19 protein-coding genes, 1 tRNA gene and 1 other RNA gene are annotated in these 15,693 nt (G+C 61.1%); 10 read left to right on the top strand and 11 right to left on the bottom strand.

Annotated features, from left to right (window positions below):
- Positions 1–2: 2 nt before the first annotated feature.
- The 4 genes from I7X09_RS14955 to ffs all read right to left on the bottom strand — a co-directional run bounded on the left by I7X09_RS14955 (position 3) and on the right by ffs (position 3,490).
- Positions 3–584 carry an HhH-GPD-type base excision DNA repair protein gene (locus I7X09_RS14955; protein WP_200317556.1) on the bottom strand — a complete coding sequence of 194 codons (582 nt, stop codon included), beginning with the start codon at positions 582–584 and terminating at the stop codon, positions 3–5.
- Positions 585–602: 18 nt separating this feature from the next.
- The gene (locus I7X09_RS14950; protein ID WP_200317554.1) at positions 603–1,958 is read right to left on the bottom strand and encodes a glycosyltransferase 87 family protein; all 1,356 of its coding nucleotides are present in this window, start codon (positions 1,956–1,958) and stop codon (positions 603–605) included.
- 98 nt (positions 1,959–2,056) lie between these two features.
- Positions 2,057–3,349 carry an aminotransferase class I/II-fold pyridoxal phosphate-dependent enzyme gene (locus I7X09_RS14945; RefSeq protein ID WP_200317552.1) on the bottom strand — a complete coding sequence of 431 codons (1,293 nt, stop codon included), beginning with the start codon at positions 3,347–3,349 and terminating at the stop codon, positions 2,057–2,059.
- Between the two features lie 41 nt (positions 3,350–3,390).
- Positions 3,391–3,490, bottom strand: an RNA gene (gene ffs / locus I7X09_RS14940) — signal recognition particle sRNA small type.
- Between the two features lie 136 nt (positions 3,491–3,626).
- On the opposite strand from ffs, the gene I7X09_RS14935 reads away from it, so the two are divergent.
- Positions 3,627–3,714, top strand: a tRNA-Ser gene (locus I7X09_RS14935).
- Positions 3,715–3,771: 57 nt separating this feature from the next.
- On the opposite strand, the gene I7X09_RS14930 is transcribed toward I7X09_RS14935, so the two are convergent.
- From I7X09_RS14930 to I7X09_RS14920, 3 genes are all read right to left on the bottom strand, one after another.
- Positions 3,772–4,185 carry a YbaB/EbfC family nucleoid-associated protein gene (locus I7X09_RS14930; protein WP_200317550.1) on the bottom strand — a complete coding sequence of 138 codons (414 nt, stop codon included), beginning with the start codon at positions 4,183–4,185 and terminating at the stop codon, positions 3,772–3,774.
- On the bottom strand, positions 4,182–4,751 hold the full coding sequence (locus tag I7X09_RS14925; protein WP_200317542.1) for a hypothetical protein: 570 nt from the start codon (positions 4,749–4,751) through the stop codon (positions 4,182–4,184). Before I7X09_RS14925 ends, I7X09_RS14930 begins: the two co-directional genes overlap by 4 nt.
- A 162-nt stretch (positions 4,752–4,913) precedes the next feature.
- A complete protein-coding gene (locus I7X09_RS14920) occupies positions 4,914–5,222 on the bottom strand; it encodes a hypothetical protein (RefSeq protein ID WP_200317540.1) in 309 nt (102 codons plus the stop codon).
- A gap of 140 nt (positions 5,223–5,362) precedes the next feature.
- Here I7X09_RS14920 and I7X09_RS14915 point away from each other — a divergent pair, with 140 nt between their 5' ends.
- Positions 5,363–6,181 carry a pentapeptide repeat-containing protein gene (locus I7X09_RS14915; RefSeq protein ID WP_200317538.1) on the top strand — a complete coding sequence of 273 codons (819 nt, stop codon included), beginning with the start codon at positions 5,363–5,365 and terminating at the stop codon, positions 6,179–6,181.
- A 28-nt stretch (positions 6,182–6,209) separates the two neighbouring features.
- Here I7X09_RS14915 and I7X09_RS14910 read toward each other — a convergent pair whose 3' ends face one another.
- Positions 6,210–6,518: a DUF6191 domain-containing protein gene (locus tag I7X09_RS14910; protein WP_007731580.1), complete on the bottom strand. Its 309-nt coding sequence runs from the start codon at positions 6,516–6,518 to the stop codon at positions 6,210–6,212.
- Between the two features lie 133 nt (positions 6,519–6,651).
- Between I7X09_RS14910 and I7X09_RS29425 the strand changes: the two genes are divergently transcribed.
- Genes I7X09_RS29425 through I7X09_RS14900 form a run of 3 tightly spaced genes read left to right on the top strand, consistent with a single transcriptional unit; the run spans position 6,652 to position 8,132 of the window.
- Entirely contained in the window at positions 6,652–7,056 is a 405-nt protein-coding gene (locus I7X09_RS29425) for a response regulator (protein WP_234036930.1), read from the top strand.
- Positions 7,053–7,313 carry a winged helix-turn-helix domain-containing protein gene (locus tag I7X09_RS29420; RefSeq protein ID WP_234036929.1) on the top strand — a complete coding sequence of 87 codons (261 nt, stop codon included), beginning with the start codon at positions 7,053–7,055 and terminating at the stop codon, positions 7,311–7,313. The genes I7X09_RS29425 and I7X09_RS29420 overlap by 4 nt, the downstream gene beginning before the upstream one ends.
- A gap of 39 nt (positions 7,314–7,352) precedes the next feature.
- Positions 7,353–8,132 carry a helix-turn-helix domain-containing protein gene (locus I7X09_RS14900; RefSeq protein ID WP_095969584.1) on the top strand — a complete coding sequence of 260 codons (780 nt, stop codon included), beginning with the start codon at positions 7,353–7,355 and terminating at the stop codon, positions 8,130–8,132.
- Between the two features lie 22 nt (positions 8,133–8,154).
- Here the strand turns inward: I7X09_RS14900 and I7X09_RS14895 are convergent, their stop codons facing one another.
- Both I7X09_RS14895 and argE read right to left on the bottom strand, forming a co-directional pair.
- A complete protein-coding gene (locus I7X09_RS14895; protein ID WP_124566689.1) occupies positions 8,155–9,444 on the bottom strand; it encodes an MFS transporter in 1,290 nt (429 codons plus the stop codon).
- A gap of 25 nt (positions 9,445–9,469) precedes the next feature.
- Positions 9,470–10,657: an acetylornithine deacetylase gene (gene argE, locus I7X09_RS14890; protein ID WP_200317536.1), complete on the bottom strand. Its 1,188-nt coding sequence runs from the start codon at positions 10,655–10,657 to the stop codon at positions 9,470–9,472.
- Positions 10,658–10,766: 109 nt separating this feature from the next.
- Between argE and I7X09_RS14885 the strand changes: the two genes are divergently transcribed.
- The 5 genes from I7X09_RS14885 to I7X09_RS14865 all read left to right on the top strand — a co-directional run bounded on the left by I7X09_RS14885 (position 10,767) and on the right by I7X09_RS14865 (position 15,001).
- Positions 10,767–11,834 (top strand): Lrp/AsnC family transcriptional regulator, encoded by a 1,068-nt coding sequence (locus tag I7X09_RS14885; protein WP_206029666.1) that lies wholly within the window; start codon positions 10,767–10,769, stop codon positions 11,832–11,834.
- Between the two features lie 51 nt (positions 11,835–11,885).
- Positions 11,886–12,446 (top strand): TIGR03086 family metal-binding protein, encoded by a 561-nt coding sequence (locus I7X09_RS14880; RefSeq protein WP_200317534.1) that lies wholly within the window; start codon positions 11,886–11,888, stop codon positions 12,444–12,446.
- A 51-nt stretch (positions 12,447–12,497) separates the two neighbouring features.
- Complete coding sequence (locus tag I7X09_RS14875; RefSeq protein ID WP_095969581.1) at positions 12,498–13,106, top strand: TetR/AcrR family transcriptional regulator; 609 nt, start codon at positions 12,498–12,500, stop codon at positions 13,104–13,106.
- Position 13,107: 1 nt separating this feature from the next.
- Positions 13,108–14,004, top strand: coding sequence for a tRNA glutamyl-Q(34) synthetase GluQRS (gluQRS, locus tag I7X09_RS14870; RefSeq protein WP_200317532.1), 897 nt, complete (start codon positions 13,108–13,110; stop codon positions 14,002–14,004).
- Between the two features lie 256 nt (positions 14,005–14,260).
- Entirely contained in the window at positions 14,261–15,001 is a 741-nt protein-coding gene (locus tag I7X09_RS14865) for an EAL domain-containing protein (RefSeq protein WP_200317530.1), read from the top strand.
- A gap of 28 nt (positions 15,002–15,029) precedes the next feature.
- Here I7X09_RS14865 and I7X09_RS14860 read toward each other — a convergent pair whose 3' ends face one another.
- Complete coding sequence (locus I7X09_RS14860) at positions 15,030–15,668, bottom strand: DUF4190 domain-containing protein (protein ID WP_200317857.1); 639 nt, start codon at positions 15,666–15,668, stop codon at positions 15,030–15,032.
- Positions 15,669–15,693: the final 25 nt, after the last annotated feature.

Below are 15,693 nucleotides of genomic sequence, written 5' to 3'. Positions count from 1 at the left end.
GCCTACTTCTTGTCGGCCTTCGCTGCTGCCTTTGCGGCCTTCTTGAACTCACGGACCTCGAGCAAGGACTGCTCGTCGACCACGTCTGCAATCGAGCGCCTCGAACCTTCGAGCCCGTAGTCGCCGGCCGCTTGACGCCAACCTTTCGGCTCGACGCCGATCTGTTTGCCGAGCAACGCCAAGAAGATCCGGGCTTTCTGGTCGCCGTAGCCGGGCAGTGCCTTGAGCCGCTTCAGCACTTCCTTGCCGTCGGGATTTCCCGAAGTCCAGATCGCGGCGGTGTCGCCGTCGTAGTTCTCGACGATGAACTGGCACATGAGCTGGATACGCTCGCCCATCGACTTCGGGAATCGGTGCACAGCCGGAGGCTCGGCACAGATCGAGATGAACTCGTCGGTGTCCATGTCGGCGATTCGCCTGACGTCGATGCCGCTGAGCCGATCCGCCAGCTTCTTCGGACCGAGGAAGGCCGTTTCCATCGGAACCTGTTGATCGAGAAGCATTCCGATCAACAACGCCAACGGGTCTTCGGCCAGGAGAGCATCGGCTTCGGGGTCACCGACAAGGTTCAGTTGAAGTGCCATGAGTCCGATACTGCCACGTCAAGGGGCAGTTGTGACCGGCGCCGACGCATCCGGCGCCGGAATCTTCCACTTCTTCCAGCCGAACAGAACCAAGGTCGAGACCGCGGCAAGCGTGAAGACCCACAGGTAGACGCCGACGGTCGGAATACGCAGATACTCGGGCGGCACGAACATGAACAAGCCCATGCCGACAAAGCGATCCGTACCGGGAATGACCGACGGGTCCCACCAGGTGTGAGACCAGTTCAAGACCGGGAGCAGGAACACGAACGGCGCTACCCACGCCAAACGCTTCTTCGACACCATCGCGTAGTGCGCGGCGAGGACGACCAGCGGGACGAACCATACCCAGTGATGACCCCATGAGAACGGCGAGACGGTGGTCGCAGTCAACCCAGTCATGGTGAGGCCGAGCAATTTCTGACCGTGCCGATGCGCAACCCACGCCGCTCCGAGTCCGAGGCACACCGCCAGCGCACTGAAGACGAGAACCAGGGCCTTCGACGGCTCCGGAGTGTGCGTGAGTTGGGCGATCAGTCCGGACACGGACTGGTTGCTCGGAGCATCCGTCGGTCCGACGCGTTCGCTGTCGACGAGGGTGCCGGTCCAGTACTTGTACGCATCGTTGTAGATCACGACGAAGCCGATCGCGACGGTCGCCGCGAACGTCACGACGGCCGTCACCAACGCACGCCATTGACGAGTGATGAAGAGGTACGCCCAGAAGAAGGCCGGAGTGAGCTTCACGCCGGCGGCGATGCCTGCCCCGATTCCTCGGAGCCGACTCTTCTCGTCCCGACCGAGGTCCCACACGATCAGGAGCAGCAGGAAGATGTTGATCTGCCCGAGCCAGAGCGTCGTACGTATCGGTTCCATGAACAGGAAGATCGTGGTGGCCAACGCACTGACGGCGTAGGCCTTCACGTCGAGCCGGTAGCCGAGGTACTTCCAGCACAACACGATCACCGCGAACAACGCCGCGATGTTCAAACCTGTCCACACGACAATCGCCTGTTTGAACGAGAGCACCGCCCACACCGTGAACAGCAAAGCCGCAAACGGCGTGTACGTGAACATCATTCCCTGCAGAACCGGACCGTCGTACAGCGGAAGGCCCTGAACCACGACACTCCCGCCGTGGCGGTAGACGTCGAGATCGAGGAAGTTTTCGAAGATCCCCCAGTACCGCGTATTCATCGGCACGGCGAACAGAACCATAAGCACGGACGCGACTGCCAGAACACCGAGCACAGAGAATCCGAGAACACCGACACGAAGACTGCGACGCGGAATGTCAGCTTCGATGACCGACTCTGAATTCGCGGTGTGTGCCTCGAAAGAAGGCCCATCCGAAGCGTTGATCGCGCCCGTCACTACAACCTCCGGGATTTACACCCTATGTCGGGAATTGATGCTCCGAACGGTACAAGACAAGACCGAAAAGTACCGACCGGGCACGCCGCTTCGAGAACTCAGATCTCGGAGAGACGCGATTCGGTGGCAGCCAGCAGGACACACGTAGCCACGCCGTCCATGGCAACTTCGAGTTCAGCCGTGGACGGGAAACTCGGGGCCAACCGGATGTTCCGGTCGTCCGGATCCGTGCTGTACGGGAAAGCAGAACCGGCCGCAGTGAGCGCGATACCCGCGTTCTTCGCCAGTTCGATGACCCGCCTGGCCGTGCCGTCGACCACGTCGAGGCTGATGAAGTATCCGCCCTTCGGCTCGGTCCAGGACGCGACCTTCGACGCACCGAGACGATCCTCGAGGATTCGCAGTACGAGCTCGAACTTGGGCGCCAGGAACGCGCGATGCTTCTCCATGTGCGCACGAACGCCGTCGGCATTGCCGAAGAAACGCAGGTGGCGAAGCTGATTGACCTTGTCCGGTCCGATGCTCTTCTTACCCAGGAACTTCTGGTACCAGGCAAGGTTCTCCGCCGAGCCACCGAAGAAGCTCACACCCGCGCCGGCAAAAGTGATCTTGGACGTCGACGCGAACACGAGCGGACGGTTGGGGTGTCCGGCCTCTGCAGCCATCGAGAGAATGTCGTAGGACGGCGCAGTCTCGCCGACAAGCGGATGCACGGCATAGGCGTTATCCCAGTACAGGCGGAAATCGGGCGCAGCCGTCGGCATCGACGCGAGCGTCCGGACAATTTCTTCGGAGTACACGGCACCGGTGGGGTTCGCGTAGACCGGAACCGCCCACATGCCCTTGATCTGCGGATCTGACGCGACGAGTTCAGCGATCTTCACGACGTCGGGGCCGTCGTGATTCATCGGCACCGCGATCATCTCGATACCGAGGGACTCGGTGATCGCGAAGTGGCGGTCGTAGCCGGGTGCGGGGCAGAGGAATTTGATCTTCTCTTCCTGTGCCCACGGCCGGGCCGAATCAGGTGTGCCGTGAAGCAGTGAGAACACGACGTTGTCGTGCATGATCTCGAGGCTCGCGTTGTTCCCGGCGAGAAGGTTCGCAACGGGGATACCCAACAGCTCACCGAAGATGGCGCGCAGTTCCGGCAGACCGGTGAGTCCGCCGTAGTTACGGCAGTCGGTGCCGCTTGCATCTCGGAAATCACCGTCGCCGGGCAGCGTCAGAAGCTCTGCGGAAAGGTCGAGTTGTTCCGGGGAAGGCTTACCGCGGGTCAGATCGAGTGCGAGCTTCTGCGCCTGGAGCTGCGTGTACTTCGCGCTCTGGCTCTCATGCTCGGAGGTGAGTTCTTCATGGCTCATCAACCCGATCTGGGTTTGGATAGGCATCCGGAGCGGCCTTTCACCGACGAGGCGGGGTCGGGTATGTGAAAAAATAGAGGACCCCGCGCACCCGGCAGAGCCCGTTGACCCTTGCTGCCTTCCGGCCCTGGGGGAGTTCACAGGATGCGCGCCGCGCGGGATCCAATGAACAGTGTAGACGGCTTTCGTCGGCCGCTGCACACCACCTACCGGGGCGGAGATGCGAACCCCGCGATCCACTGGTTCTTCGCAGCTCAGGCACCCGTTTAACGCTTCGCGCCCGCAATTGGGTATGCTGCTCCACGGAGGATTCGCCTAGTGGCCTATGGCGCTCGCCTGGAACGCGGGTTGGGTTAACGCCCTCAGGGGTTCAAATCCCCTATCCTCCGCCAAAGGAACCCCTGTGGACTGCTGAGAAGCGGTTCACAGGGGTTCTTTTTTGCCAGGGTTCAGGCACGCCCCATGAACGAACCGCCACCGAAAGGTGGGTCGTCGTCGACCGGTGCACGGCTAGCTCGTCGCTGCAGATAGGTCTCGGGTGCGGCCGGCACCTGATTGAACGCCTCCATAGCCCTGACGACACGAGAGTCGCGGAGGAGAGGTGCGCGAAGTTCCTGCGCGGCCGCCGCTGCTGCCGCGCAAGCGGTTCGGTGGGACTGTGTGATCGCGTCGGAGAGTGCAGCGGCGCCGGCCCGAAGGCAACTCTCGGTCAATTGCAGGTCGGTGATCGCACCGTACGCGTCGACTTCGACGCTGACGGCCCCACCTCCAGCATCTGCGCGGGCGCGAACCTTCCCGACCTCGATGTCGGCTTGGCGGGCAAGGACAGTCAACTCCGGAAGCGAGGACGCGGGTCCGGTCATGGCTGATCGATCTGCACGGGCGCATTCGGATGATCCGACGCTTCGGGTCGGGAGAAACACGGCGACGATCCGCTCAGGCCTGCCCCGCGTGGATGCTCGTCGAAGACCATCCGATATCCATCCGGCAAAATGGTTTCGGTGCTCGTCGTGTCCCCGGCGGAGTCGTACGTTCGAAACTTCCAGCCGCGCTCAGTCCACAGGCTGCGGATCGTGTCGCCGAAACTTGGAATGCTCGCAGCGTCAGAAGACTCGAGGAAATACATCACGCCGTAGTCCACGGATGTGTCCTTCGACAGATTGCTGTCGTTGCACGGGACGACGCCACCCGGGCTGAGTGTGACTTTCTTGCTCAGCTCGGAATACCGCGTCAGGTAGGCACCCGGCGGCAGTACCGCGATCGTCTCGGTCAGATACTCGATCACCTTGGCCTGTGCCTGTGCGCGGGTCAGATTCATGTCGGCTTCCATCACTTTTCCGTTCTCCGTCGTCGCACACGCCGACAGCAGCACTGCCACCGCGATACTGCCCGAGCCGAGTGCTCTACCGCGTCGAGTTGCGTTGGTCATGGCGCTCCTAGTCCGGCGATCACGTGGCCCATCCCGGCAAGAGCCGGAGCGGTGTGCCGCTTCCACCGCGTGAGAGAAGTCGCGGTTCCTCCGCTCCAAAGCCGTAGCGGCGGTAGCGAAAGCAGTTGGATTCCACGCGCGGACCTGAGAGATTGTCGCCATCTACACAGGCGCCTGGTAGGTCACCAATCGGTTCCGGAAAGCGACTTCGACAGCGTCATAGCTGTCTGCGCTGGATTGCGCGGCGTCAGTCATCGACGTCAGCATCGCCGAGGTAGCGCGGTATCTGGCGGTAATCGGGTCACCGGCCCGCACGGCGGCCGAGCCGCTAGCCGAACCGGGCCTCGCAGCTGCCGCGTCAGCAAGGATTCCGGACACCTCGATGCCGGCAATCACGGCGCTTTGGTCTCGCACGGCCTCGGACAAGGCCCGTAACAACTCGGCATCTGCTTGCAGTATTTCGTTCCCCACCCAAGCCCCCCGGCTTCGAATCGACATGCGAAAAAGCAGCCTAGCAGCGCATCGACTGCTTCAGAACCACGCAATTTCGTTTGACAGACTCACGAACCCGAAGACACACTTTCCGTCCACCCCAACAATCAGGAGTGCGCGTGATTGCCGGCCAGACCAATCTGCTCGCGGATTGCAGCAATTGCTTCGGCCTGTGCTGCGTCGCACTCCCCTTTTCCAAGTCCTCCGACTTCGCGACCAACAAGAATGCAGGCGACCCCTGTAAAAACCTGCAGCAGGATTTCCGCTGCGGCATTCACACCGGATTGCGAAAGAAGGGCTTCACCGGTTGCACCGTCTACGACTGTTTCGGTGCGGGACAGAAGGTTTCGCAGCATACCTACGACGGCATCAGTTGGCGAGATGCCCCGGAGACCGCGTCAGACATGTTCGAAACCTTCCCTGTTCTACGCCAGTTGCACGAACTCCTCTGGTATCTCACCGAAGCCCGCTCACTGAAGCAGACCCACTCGATTCGGAAGGAACTCGACGCGGCACTCGCAGAGACGGAAAGCCTGACCAACGGCACGCCTTCGCAGGTTCGAGGCGTCGACGTCTCGGCACACCGGGCGGCAGTGAACACACTGCTCTTGCAGACGAGTGACCTTGTGCGCTCACAGGTCTCGGGCAAGAAGGGGCGCAAACTCGACCACCGTGGCGCAGACCTCATCGGCGCCAGATTCCGTGGTTCCGACCTGCGTGGGGCCAACTTTCGCGGCAGTTATCTGATCGGGGCAGACCTGCGCGGCTGCGATCTCGATCGAGCCGATCTGATCGGTGCAGACTTACGCGGCACCGACATTCGCGGCGCAAAACTCCGCGGCAGTATCTTTCTCACTCAATTCCAGATCAACGCGGCGATCGGCGATTCGGCTACCACGCTTCCCGATTCGCTTACCCGCCCCGGCCACTGGGCCTGAGCCTGGCGACGGTCAACTCCGCCGACTGTCAACTCCGTCGACGGAGAACGACCTTGTTGGCTTCCGGATCGACGGACACCCACGGCGGATCACCGTCGGTTCCGTCCTCACGATGCATCAATGCACTCTGCCGTTGCTCGAATTCATGATGCTTGGAGCCCTGAAACAGGGCAGCAACCTCTTCGAAGCCTGCTGCCGAGACCGGACGAGTCGTGCGTCCCCGAGTCCACGGCAGTGCCCGACCACCGGTGAGCCGGTTCCAGAGAGTCTCCGCGAATGCAAACAGGACCAGCAGCACGAGCAAGCCTGGCAGCGTCAACGCGAACAGAGTGCCCATGAAAGAAGTCTAGCGACGAACGCCCCCGATCCCCGTAACTTTCGATCAGCCACCTTCTTGTGGCCATGCGATAGATGATCTGCCACAATGCACGCTGTTACGACTAGTAACACCTTCGGGGGGAGGATTTCACGTGAGCTTGATACTTGCAGCTACCGACCGTTCGGAGCTTGCCCGGACACTCGGGACCGAATTAGTTCATTTCGGTCATCAAACACAGCTCGTCCGCACCGGGCGCCGCCTATTGGACGACCTCGACACCGACAGTTTCGATATCGCCGTGATCGATCTCCTGTTACCGGACATCGACGGCTACGAGATTGCACGACAGATCCGCTTGCGCAGTTCGATGCCGATCATGATGTTGGTGGACACCCACGAGGACATCGACGAAGCACCACATGGCGCTGTTTCGGACTTTGTATTGATTCTCACGCGCTCGATCTTCGGGTCACGGCGATCCTTCGTGAAACCGCACATCCCGCCCCCGGCAAGCACCAACGTCACGGTGACCTGCTCCTCGATCGACGTGCGATGACGGCGACGATGGGTGGAAAGCTGCTGGTTCTCAGCCGGACCGAATGGCGGGTACTCCTGGAACTGTCGACCGAGCCTGGGCGCGTGTACTCGCGTGATCACCTGATCCGAAACGTCTGGGGTTCCGACCACGAAAAGACGCGTGTGGTCGACGCGACCATTCTCAGCCTGCGATCCAAACTCGAATCCAATCCCGCGAAACCGAAATACATCAAAACCATCCGGGGGTTCGGATACCGCTTCGGCCCGGTCGACTGAAATCGCCTTCGTGTCGGAGCCCCTCGATAGGCTGTTCTCATGGGTTGGTACACACCACAATCGGTCGCTTCGGATCTCTCCGACATTTTGGTGTGCGGCTGGACGGCGTGTGCAGAAGGTGAACACCTCCTCGTGCCCGATGCCTGCATGGACGTGCTGTGGATACGTGGCGTCGGCATACGCGTCTGTGGCCCCGAAACCGCTGCGTGGTCATTTACTCTTCCGCCCGGAACACGCTCCGTGGGTGTTCGATTCCGCCCGGGATCGGCATCGCCCATGTTGCGAACCTCTGCGTCCGAGCTTCGGGATTCTCGCGCCGATCTCAGCGATGTAACCGACGCACGCACCGAACGAATACTGTTGAACCGCTTGGAGAATTCCGAAGACCACGAACAGGTCGCCATTCTCGAGAGCGCTGTCCGGAGTTGGGCAAGTTCGAGTTTCCGGCACGATCCGGTGATCAACCACGTTCGCACCGCACTGTCCGAACATTCGTGGAATGTCAGCTCTCTCGCCGACGCGGCGGCACTGACTTCGCGCCAACTCCAACGTCGATGCAACGACGCCTTCGGATACGGCCCGGCAACGCTGCGCTCGATCCTGCGCCTCCAGCGCTTCATGGCGCTCGCTCGCAGTCGACCCGCGCTGGGACTCGCTGAATCCGCAGCGCACTGCGGATTCAGCGATCAGGCCCACTTGACTCGTGAATGCCGCCGAATCTCTTCACTGACCCCGGCAGCTCTACTCCGAACTCAAGCCCCCGACTGGCATGGGTCGGATACCGTCGTTGCGCTAGCAGAGGGAGACGCGGTCGCGTAATCGCTTCCGCGCTCCCCCGCCGTCACTTCTGGCTGAAAAGCGTCCTGGCAGACCACAGACCGCCGAGGGAGAGCACTGCGACGGTCATGTAGTAGTAGCTCGGAGCGTCGAGCGAGCCTGTTGTACTGATCAACCAGGTCAAGACCAACGGCGCGATTCCGCCGAGCAAGGTCACGCCGAGGTTGTACGACAAAGACATTCCGGTAGCCCGGATCTCCGCCGGGAACAGCGAACTCATCAGGGCGGGCAAGGGACCGAAGGCAAACGCCATGATGACACCCAGGACCGAAACAACCAGGACGAGCGTCAGAGTCGACGGGTGATCGACCATCAATTTGAAGAGCGGCCAGGCCAAGACGATTGCCGCAACGGAGGCCCAGGTCATAACTCTCGCAGGTCCGACCCGGTCTGCAAGATGCCCGATCAACGGCACGGTGATCAAGGTGACCAGTCCGGCGACGATGCCGCCGAGATAGCCGGCAGAGGCGGAAACTCCGAGGTTCTTCACGGCAAACGTCGGCATGTACAAGATGAGGTAGATCGAGATAGTCGCGACGCCCACTACTGCGGCACCAGTCAGCACCCGGCCGAGATGCCTGGTCAGCGTCGTCTTCAGCGGAGCCTTCTCCGGAACGCTCGTCTTGAAATCGTCCGTTTCATCGAGCTTGGCACGGATGTAGAGACCGACCGGCCCGACGATGATGCCGAAGAAGAACGGAACGCGCCAGCCCCACGAGTAGAGCGCTTCATGCGAAAGATGGGTGTTGAGCATGTATCCGAACAACGATGCCAGGAAAACAGAGGCGCCCTGACTGGCGACCTGCCAGGAAGAATAGAACGCCTTCTTGTGGGGCGCTGTTTCCACGAGGAAGGTTGTGGCAGTGCCGAATTCACCGCCGGCAGAGAACCCTTGAATGAGTCGCGAAACCAGGATGACGACGCCGGCCCACGGCCCGATCATCGAGGTCGTCGGCGCCACGGCCATGATGAGGGTGCCGATCATCATGAGCATCATCGTCAACGTCAGGGCATTCTTGCGCCCGCGACGATCTGCGTAGCTGCCGAGAACCATCCCGCCGAGCGGGCGGATGACGTACGAGATCGCGAACGTCGCGAACGTCAGTATCAGGCCGAGTGTGTTGTCGCCGCCGGGAAAGAAGTTATGGGCGATGACCACTGCGAATGACGCGTAGACGATGACGTCGAACCATTCGAGCGCAGCGCCGAGTGAGCTGCTGATCACCGCCTTGCGAGCAGCGGCCAGGCGTTCCGGGGTGACAGTTCCGGAGGTTGGCGTAGTTGCCGTGGACATGGTTTTCCTTAGGGGTGAGGGTGTATCAGGCGCGGGCGTGAGCGATGACGCTCCGAACGAACTGCTCGCACTGTGCCAACTGGTCAAGTGTCACGTACTCGTCGGGTGCATGCGCTTGGGCGATGCTTCCCGGCCCGCACACGACAGTGGGGATACCGATGCTCGCGAACATCCCGGCCTCGGTGGCGTACGCGACCTTTTCGTCCGAGGGCAGGCCACCCCATTGTTCGACCAGTGCGGCCGCCGAAGCATTCGCATCCGTCTCCAAAGGAGGAACCGAGGCCGAGACGTGCATCGTCACGGAGGCCGACGGGTTTTCTTCCTGCATCAGGTTCTCGATCCGATTCGTCTCGGCGGCAAAGCGTTCGAGCAGATCCGCGGCGCCGGCTGTACTGATGCTCCTGAACTCGAAAGTGATCGAGCAATCCTCGGGCACTGTGTTCACCGCTATTCCGCCGGACACGAGATTGACCGAGCAGGTCGTCCAGGCCACGTCGAATGCGTCGTCGTACGGGCCGGACGCCCGGAGTTCGTCGGCACTGTTTCTGACGAATCGAATCAACTCGGCACCGTATTCGATTGCATTGACTCCTTGCGGAGTGAGCGACGAGTGCGCCGAAACACCATGCAGATCAACACGTATGACATTCATCGACTTGTGTGCGCGAATGACGCGCATCTCCGACGGCTCTCCGACGACACACACATCGGGGCGCAGGTTCCGGGCAACAACCTCTTCGACCAACCCGGCTGCACCGATGCAGCCGACTTCTTCGTCGTAGGAGAAGGCAAAGTGAATCGGCGTCGACAGCGGCCGAGCAACGATGTCGGGGATCGCCGCGACGACGATCCCGATGAACGACTTCATGTCGCACGTGCCGCGCCCGTACAGACTTCCGTCGCGAATGTCAGGAGTGAAAGGGTCGCTGCTCCAATCCTGACCGTCGACCGGCACAACGTCTGTGTGACCGGAAAACATCACACCACCGGCAGTACTTCCGTCAGGAGGGGTGAACGTGGCCAACAGATTGAGCTTCGTCCCCTCGTCGTCGGGAACAAGTATCGGCTCGACCCCGTGGCGACGCAGTTCTGCAGCGAGAAGATCGATCAACGGTCGATTGCTCACGGAACTTGTCGTATCTATCTCGATGAGGCGCTGCACCCAATCGAGGGTTCTCTCGGTCGGAACGGTGGACAACGTGGTGGACGGCATCAGGGTTCTCCTCTCCCAGCAGGAACGCGGTGACTCTCGCCACCGCGTTCTGCCTTCGAGCATGAATGAAGTGATCCCAGACACAGTGAAGATGCACGATACTTGCACGATGATCGAAGAAACGCAGGATTCCGCCGTACTCGACGACATAGACCTCGCCCTGATCAATTGCCTGCAGCTCGACCCGCGAGCGTCGTGGCGCACGGTAGGTGACGCACTCAAAGTCGATCCGGTCACCGTCGCACGCCGCTGGCAGCGGCTACAGGACTCCGGCACCGCCTGGGTCTCCGCGCGGGCAACCGGCCACGGCCGTCCGGAATCGTGTCTGGCTTTCGTCGAAGTCGACTGCACGACTTCGTACGCCTTGACGATCGCGGAACGACTTGCCCGCTGGCCGCACGTTCTGAGCGTCGAACACACAAGCGGCCCAGGCGACTTGACTCTTCTCGTCGAGGTCAGAGACATGGCTTTCCTGTCGCGCTTCCTGCTTCGGTCGCTCGCGTCGGTACCCGGAATCGTCAGTTCGCGTGCACACCTCGTCACCGAGGTCTTCGCGATCGGAGACGACTGGAAATTGCAGGTACTCGATGCCACTCAGCGAACGGTCATGACAGACCGGCCTGTGCGTTACAAATATGCGCCGACGGATCAGCGCCATCACGGGAAGACGTTCGACGCCGTCGATCGCCAATTGATATTGAAACTGGGCGAGGACGGTCGATCCTCGATTGCCGAGCTCACCGTCGGCACCGGACTCAGCGAAAGTACGGTCAGGCGGCGACTTGCCGAACTCACCTCACGCAACCAAATCGTGTTCCGCTGCGACGTCTCGCTACCGCTGTCCGGTTGGCCCCTCGTCACCTGGGTGTGGGGATATGTCGATCCCACGGACCGGTCGACGATTCGTGCGCTGGTGGAACGAGTGCCGGGGACACGGGTGTGTATGCGTATATCCGGCGGCCGCGCCAACACACTGCTCGCGATCGCCGCTCATTCCCTGCGTGAAACCCCCATTACCGAGGTACAACTCGCCCAAGAGGCGCCGGGTCTGGTGGTGCTGAACAGATCGGTGGTGCTGCGATCGATGAAAAGAGTGGGCCGCCTTCTCGATGACGAAGGTAAGAGCGCCGGTGTCGTACCGATGGACATCTGGGCGGAGGCCCCGGAGATCGAGTGAATGTCCGAAATAATCAATCACGACGCGCCGCTGTGGAGAAGGATTGACGTCATGACTTCAACAGAGATCTCCCCCGCCCAGCGTTATCGGGATCTTGCCGCCGGATTCACGGCGCGGATCGACGCCGTACCCGCCGATCGATGGGACGACAATTCCCCCTGCGAAGGCTGGACCGCTCGCGACGTCGTGAGACACGTACTCGACAGCGAACGAGACATGGTCAAGGTTGTCGGCCTGGAACTGGCATCCGGTCCGTCGGTCGACGACGACCCGTCAGCAGCCTGGGCGGCCGTCCGCGATTCGATGCAGGCCATTCTCGACGATCCGTCGAAGTCCACCCTCGAGTACGACGGGCACTTCGGCCGGACCAACCTCGGGGCCACGGTCGAGGGCTTCCTGTGCTTCGATCTGGTCATCCACGGTTGGGACCTCGCAGCCGCAACGGGCACCGATACGACGATGCGCGACACGGACGTGGAGTGGGTCTCGGAGATCGCAGCGGGCCTCGGCGAGTCGATCCGCATGAGCGGTGTGTGTGGCCCTGAAATTCCGGTTCCGGACAACGCTGACAAAGCAACGAAACTCCTTGCCTTCCTGGGCCGGAAGGCCTGAAAAAGCACCCCTGACGTGGGCATTACTTCCATACACAGGTAATGTCGCGGTATGCCGGAACGCCGAAAATCCTCCACGAGTCCAGACCTGCTTGCGGCGGCATTGTTCGACGTCGCCGCGGAATCCGGACTGGAAAATGCCAGCGTTCGCGAGGTCGCAAAACGGGCGGGCGTCTCGATCGGCGCAGTGCAACATCACTTCTCGACCAAGGACGAGATGTTCGCGTTCGCACTGCGAACCCTCGTCGATCGATTGTTGACGCGACTGGCCGAGTCGTCCGCCGACGCGGACCCACATGCCTCCCTGTTCCAAGCGCTCTCGCAACTGTTGCCCCTCGACGAGCAACGTACGCGCGAGGCACATGTGCTCGCCGCCTTTGCCGTGCGCGCCGCAACCAGTGAGTCACTCTCCGAGATCCGCCGGACAACTCTGTTCACGATCCGCACCGGCATCTCGACCGTCTTGATCGGAATCGGCACTCCGGAAGCTGAAACCAGAGCGGCACTTCTACTTTCAACCGTCAACGGTTTGGCACTCGACGCACTCGGAAGCCCCGCCATGTATCCACCGCAGTACCTCGATCACGCTTTGGAAACCCAGATCCGCCTCACCCTGCACGACGCCGAGAATCTGCCCACCTCCGTCGTGCTCGCCAGCTGACGTGGCAGGAGCAGGGCGCTTCGCGCCGAGTCCGTCCGGCGATCTCCATCTGGGAAACCTCCGTACCGCCCTTCTAGCCTGGCTGTTCGCCCGCACCAGCGGGCGCGATTTCCTCATTCGCGTCGAGGATCTCGACCGTGTTCGCCCCGGCGCGATGGAACGACAACTCGACGATCTGCGCAGGCTCGGCCTTACGTGGGACGGCCCGGTCGTCCTACAGTCACACCGTCTTCCCTTGTACCACAAGGCTATCGACCGGTTGCGCGAGCGCAACCTGACCTACCCTTGCTTCTGCACACGCAAAGAGATCCTGCAGGCGCCGTCCGCTCCCCATGCTCCCGATGGCGCCTACCCTGGCACGTGCCGAAACCTGTCGGACGCCGAACGCGCCGACAGATCGGCAAGCGGACGATCCCCGGCGCTGAGACTTCGGGCAGATATCGATTCATTCACCGTGCACGACGCACTGTTCGGCGAGGTGACGAGGCAAGTCGACGACGTCGTCCTGCTCCGCGGAGACGGAGTACCCGCCTACAACCTCGCAGTAGTCGTCGACGACGGCGCCCAGAACATCGATCAAGTCGTCCGCGGCGACGACCTCCTCACCTCGGCGCCGCGTCAGGCGTACCTTGCCCAACTGCTCGACATCGAACCACCGTCGTACGCTCACGTTCCTCTCGCGTTGAACAGTGAAGGCAAACGACTCGCGAAGCGCGATGGCGCAGTGACCCTGGCAGATCAACTCGAAGCCGGACGCAGTGCCGAACAGGTTCTGACGATGATCGCGTCGAGCATCGGTCTCGCCGAACCCGGCGAAGTTGTCACGCCTCCGCTATTGGCGGATCGATTCGACTCTCGCAAGATCCCCCGGAACCCGTGGATTTTCCCGGCAAAGTAAGTGAAGTATCAATCAGCGCCTTGTCGGGGACAAAAGCTCGATTGTCCGATATGACAAAGCGGTCCGCAATAGCTATTCGTTGGCAATTTCCAAATAGTGAAGTACGGTCGAGACTGGCGAAGGCAATTCAGGGCGAGTGGTCCCTGCAAAACCACACCCCGGATCTGAACCTGGAATCCGACCGCAGTACCCACTTGCAGCATCCACGCTGACACGCACGTGCGGCACGGGCGACTCAGGACGAAAAGGAATACGCATGGTCCGCGAGCTTCGCGAGGCACTCGACGACCATCAATTCGAGGTGTTGTATCAACCCCAGGTCAATCTGAACTCGTCAGCAATTGTCAGCTACGAAGCACTTTTGCGGTGGCGCCATCCACTCCGAGGGTTGATCGAACCTCAAGATTTCATGCGCTCCGCCGAATCTTCCGGACTCATCATTCCCATCGGATTACAAGCTCTGGATATGATTTGCGCCCAAACAGCGTCGTGGCCTGAGCACATGATGGTTGCGGTCAACTTTTCGCCTCGCCAACTCGCGACGCCGCACGCCGCTCACGAGATCCTCGGAGCACTCGACAGTTCAGAAACGCCACTGAGCAGAATTATCGTCGAAGTCACCGAACTCGGCGTCGTAGGTAGGCATGCCGCGGACACTCTTCACATCCTGCACAACGAAGGAATTCGAATTGCCCTCGATGATTTCGGGGCGGGCTTCGCGTCGTTCTCCGCGTTGTCGGAATTGCCGCTCGACATTCTCAAGATCGACCAATCGTTGACATGGGCCGTCAGCGCAGCGGGTCGTGCTGGAGATCGCGCTTTCATGGTCATGGAGTCCATCGCCGACATCGCCCGCAAGCTCGGGCTTGATTCGATCGCAGAGGGCGTCGAAACCGCCGAACACGCAGCCAACGTCTCGAGAGCCGGCTGCGATATGGGCCAGGGCTATTACTTCGGGAAGCCGCTCCCCGCGTCATCCATCGTCACGCCCGTGTGAGCGCTGCGCACTTCAGTACGGCGCCACTTCAGTACGGCGACGATGCACTTGCTATGAGTGCGACCACAAGAATCACGGCAAAGATCGCCAAGAAAGTCGCTCCGACCGCAATTCCGGCAATCGCGAGACCGCGTCCCTCTTGACCTGTCTGCTTGATCTGGTTGAGCGCGACAATTCCCAGAATGATCCCGACGATTCCGCCGAGACTGTAAAAGCAACCGCCCGCAAGCGACACAACCAGCGATGCAATTGCCAGACCATTGGTACCGACCGGCCGCATCGGCGGTGCGTACCCGCCCGCGAATTGATTCGGTTGACCGTACGGGTTCGGCGGCTGACCGTACTGAGCCTGTCCATATTGTCCGGGTTGCTGATATTGATTGGCCGGGTATTGATTAGGTGGATTGAAGGTCTGCGGCGGCAGATATGGGTTTGGTTCACCAATTCCACCCGGCTCAGGCGTATTGCCGGTGGGGTTGTACGACGGCGGTGGGTAACCCGGGTACTGCTCGTTGGGAGTGGTATATCCGGGAATTTCAGGTGAAGACTGCGTTTCGGACGGGGACACGCCGTACCCCTCAGAAGGCAGGCTCGGAAATTCTCCGTATCCAGGTTTTGCCTGGTAATCGCTCGAAGAATCGTCGTTGTTGCCCCCGGAACTCGTCATACAACGCAGCCTAAACCACAGGTGA

The organism is Rhodococcus sp. P-2, assembly GCF_016598535.1.
Taxonomy (GTDB): domain Bacteria; phylum Actinomycetota; class Actinomycetes; order Mycobacteriales; family Mycobacteriaceae; genus Rhodococcus_F; species Rhodococcus_F baikonurensis.
This window is presented reverse-complemented; position numbering and strand designations above follow the sequence as displayed.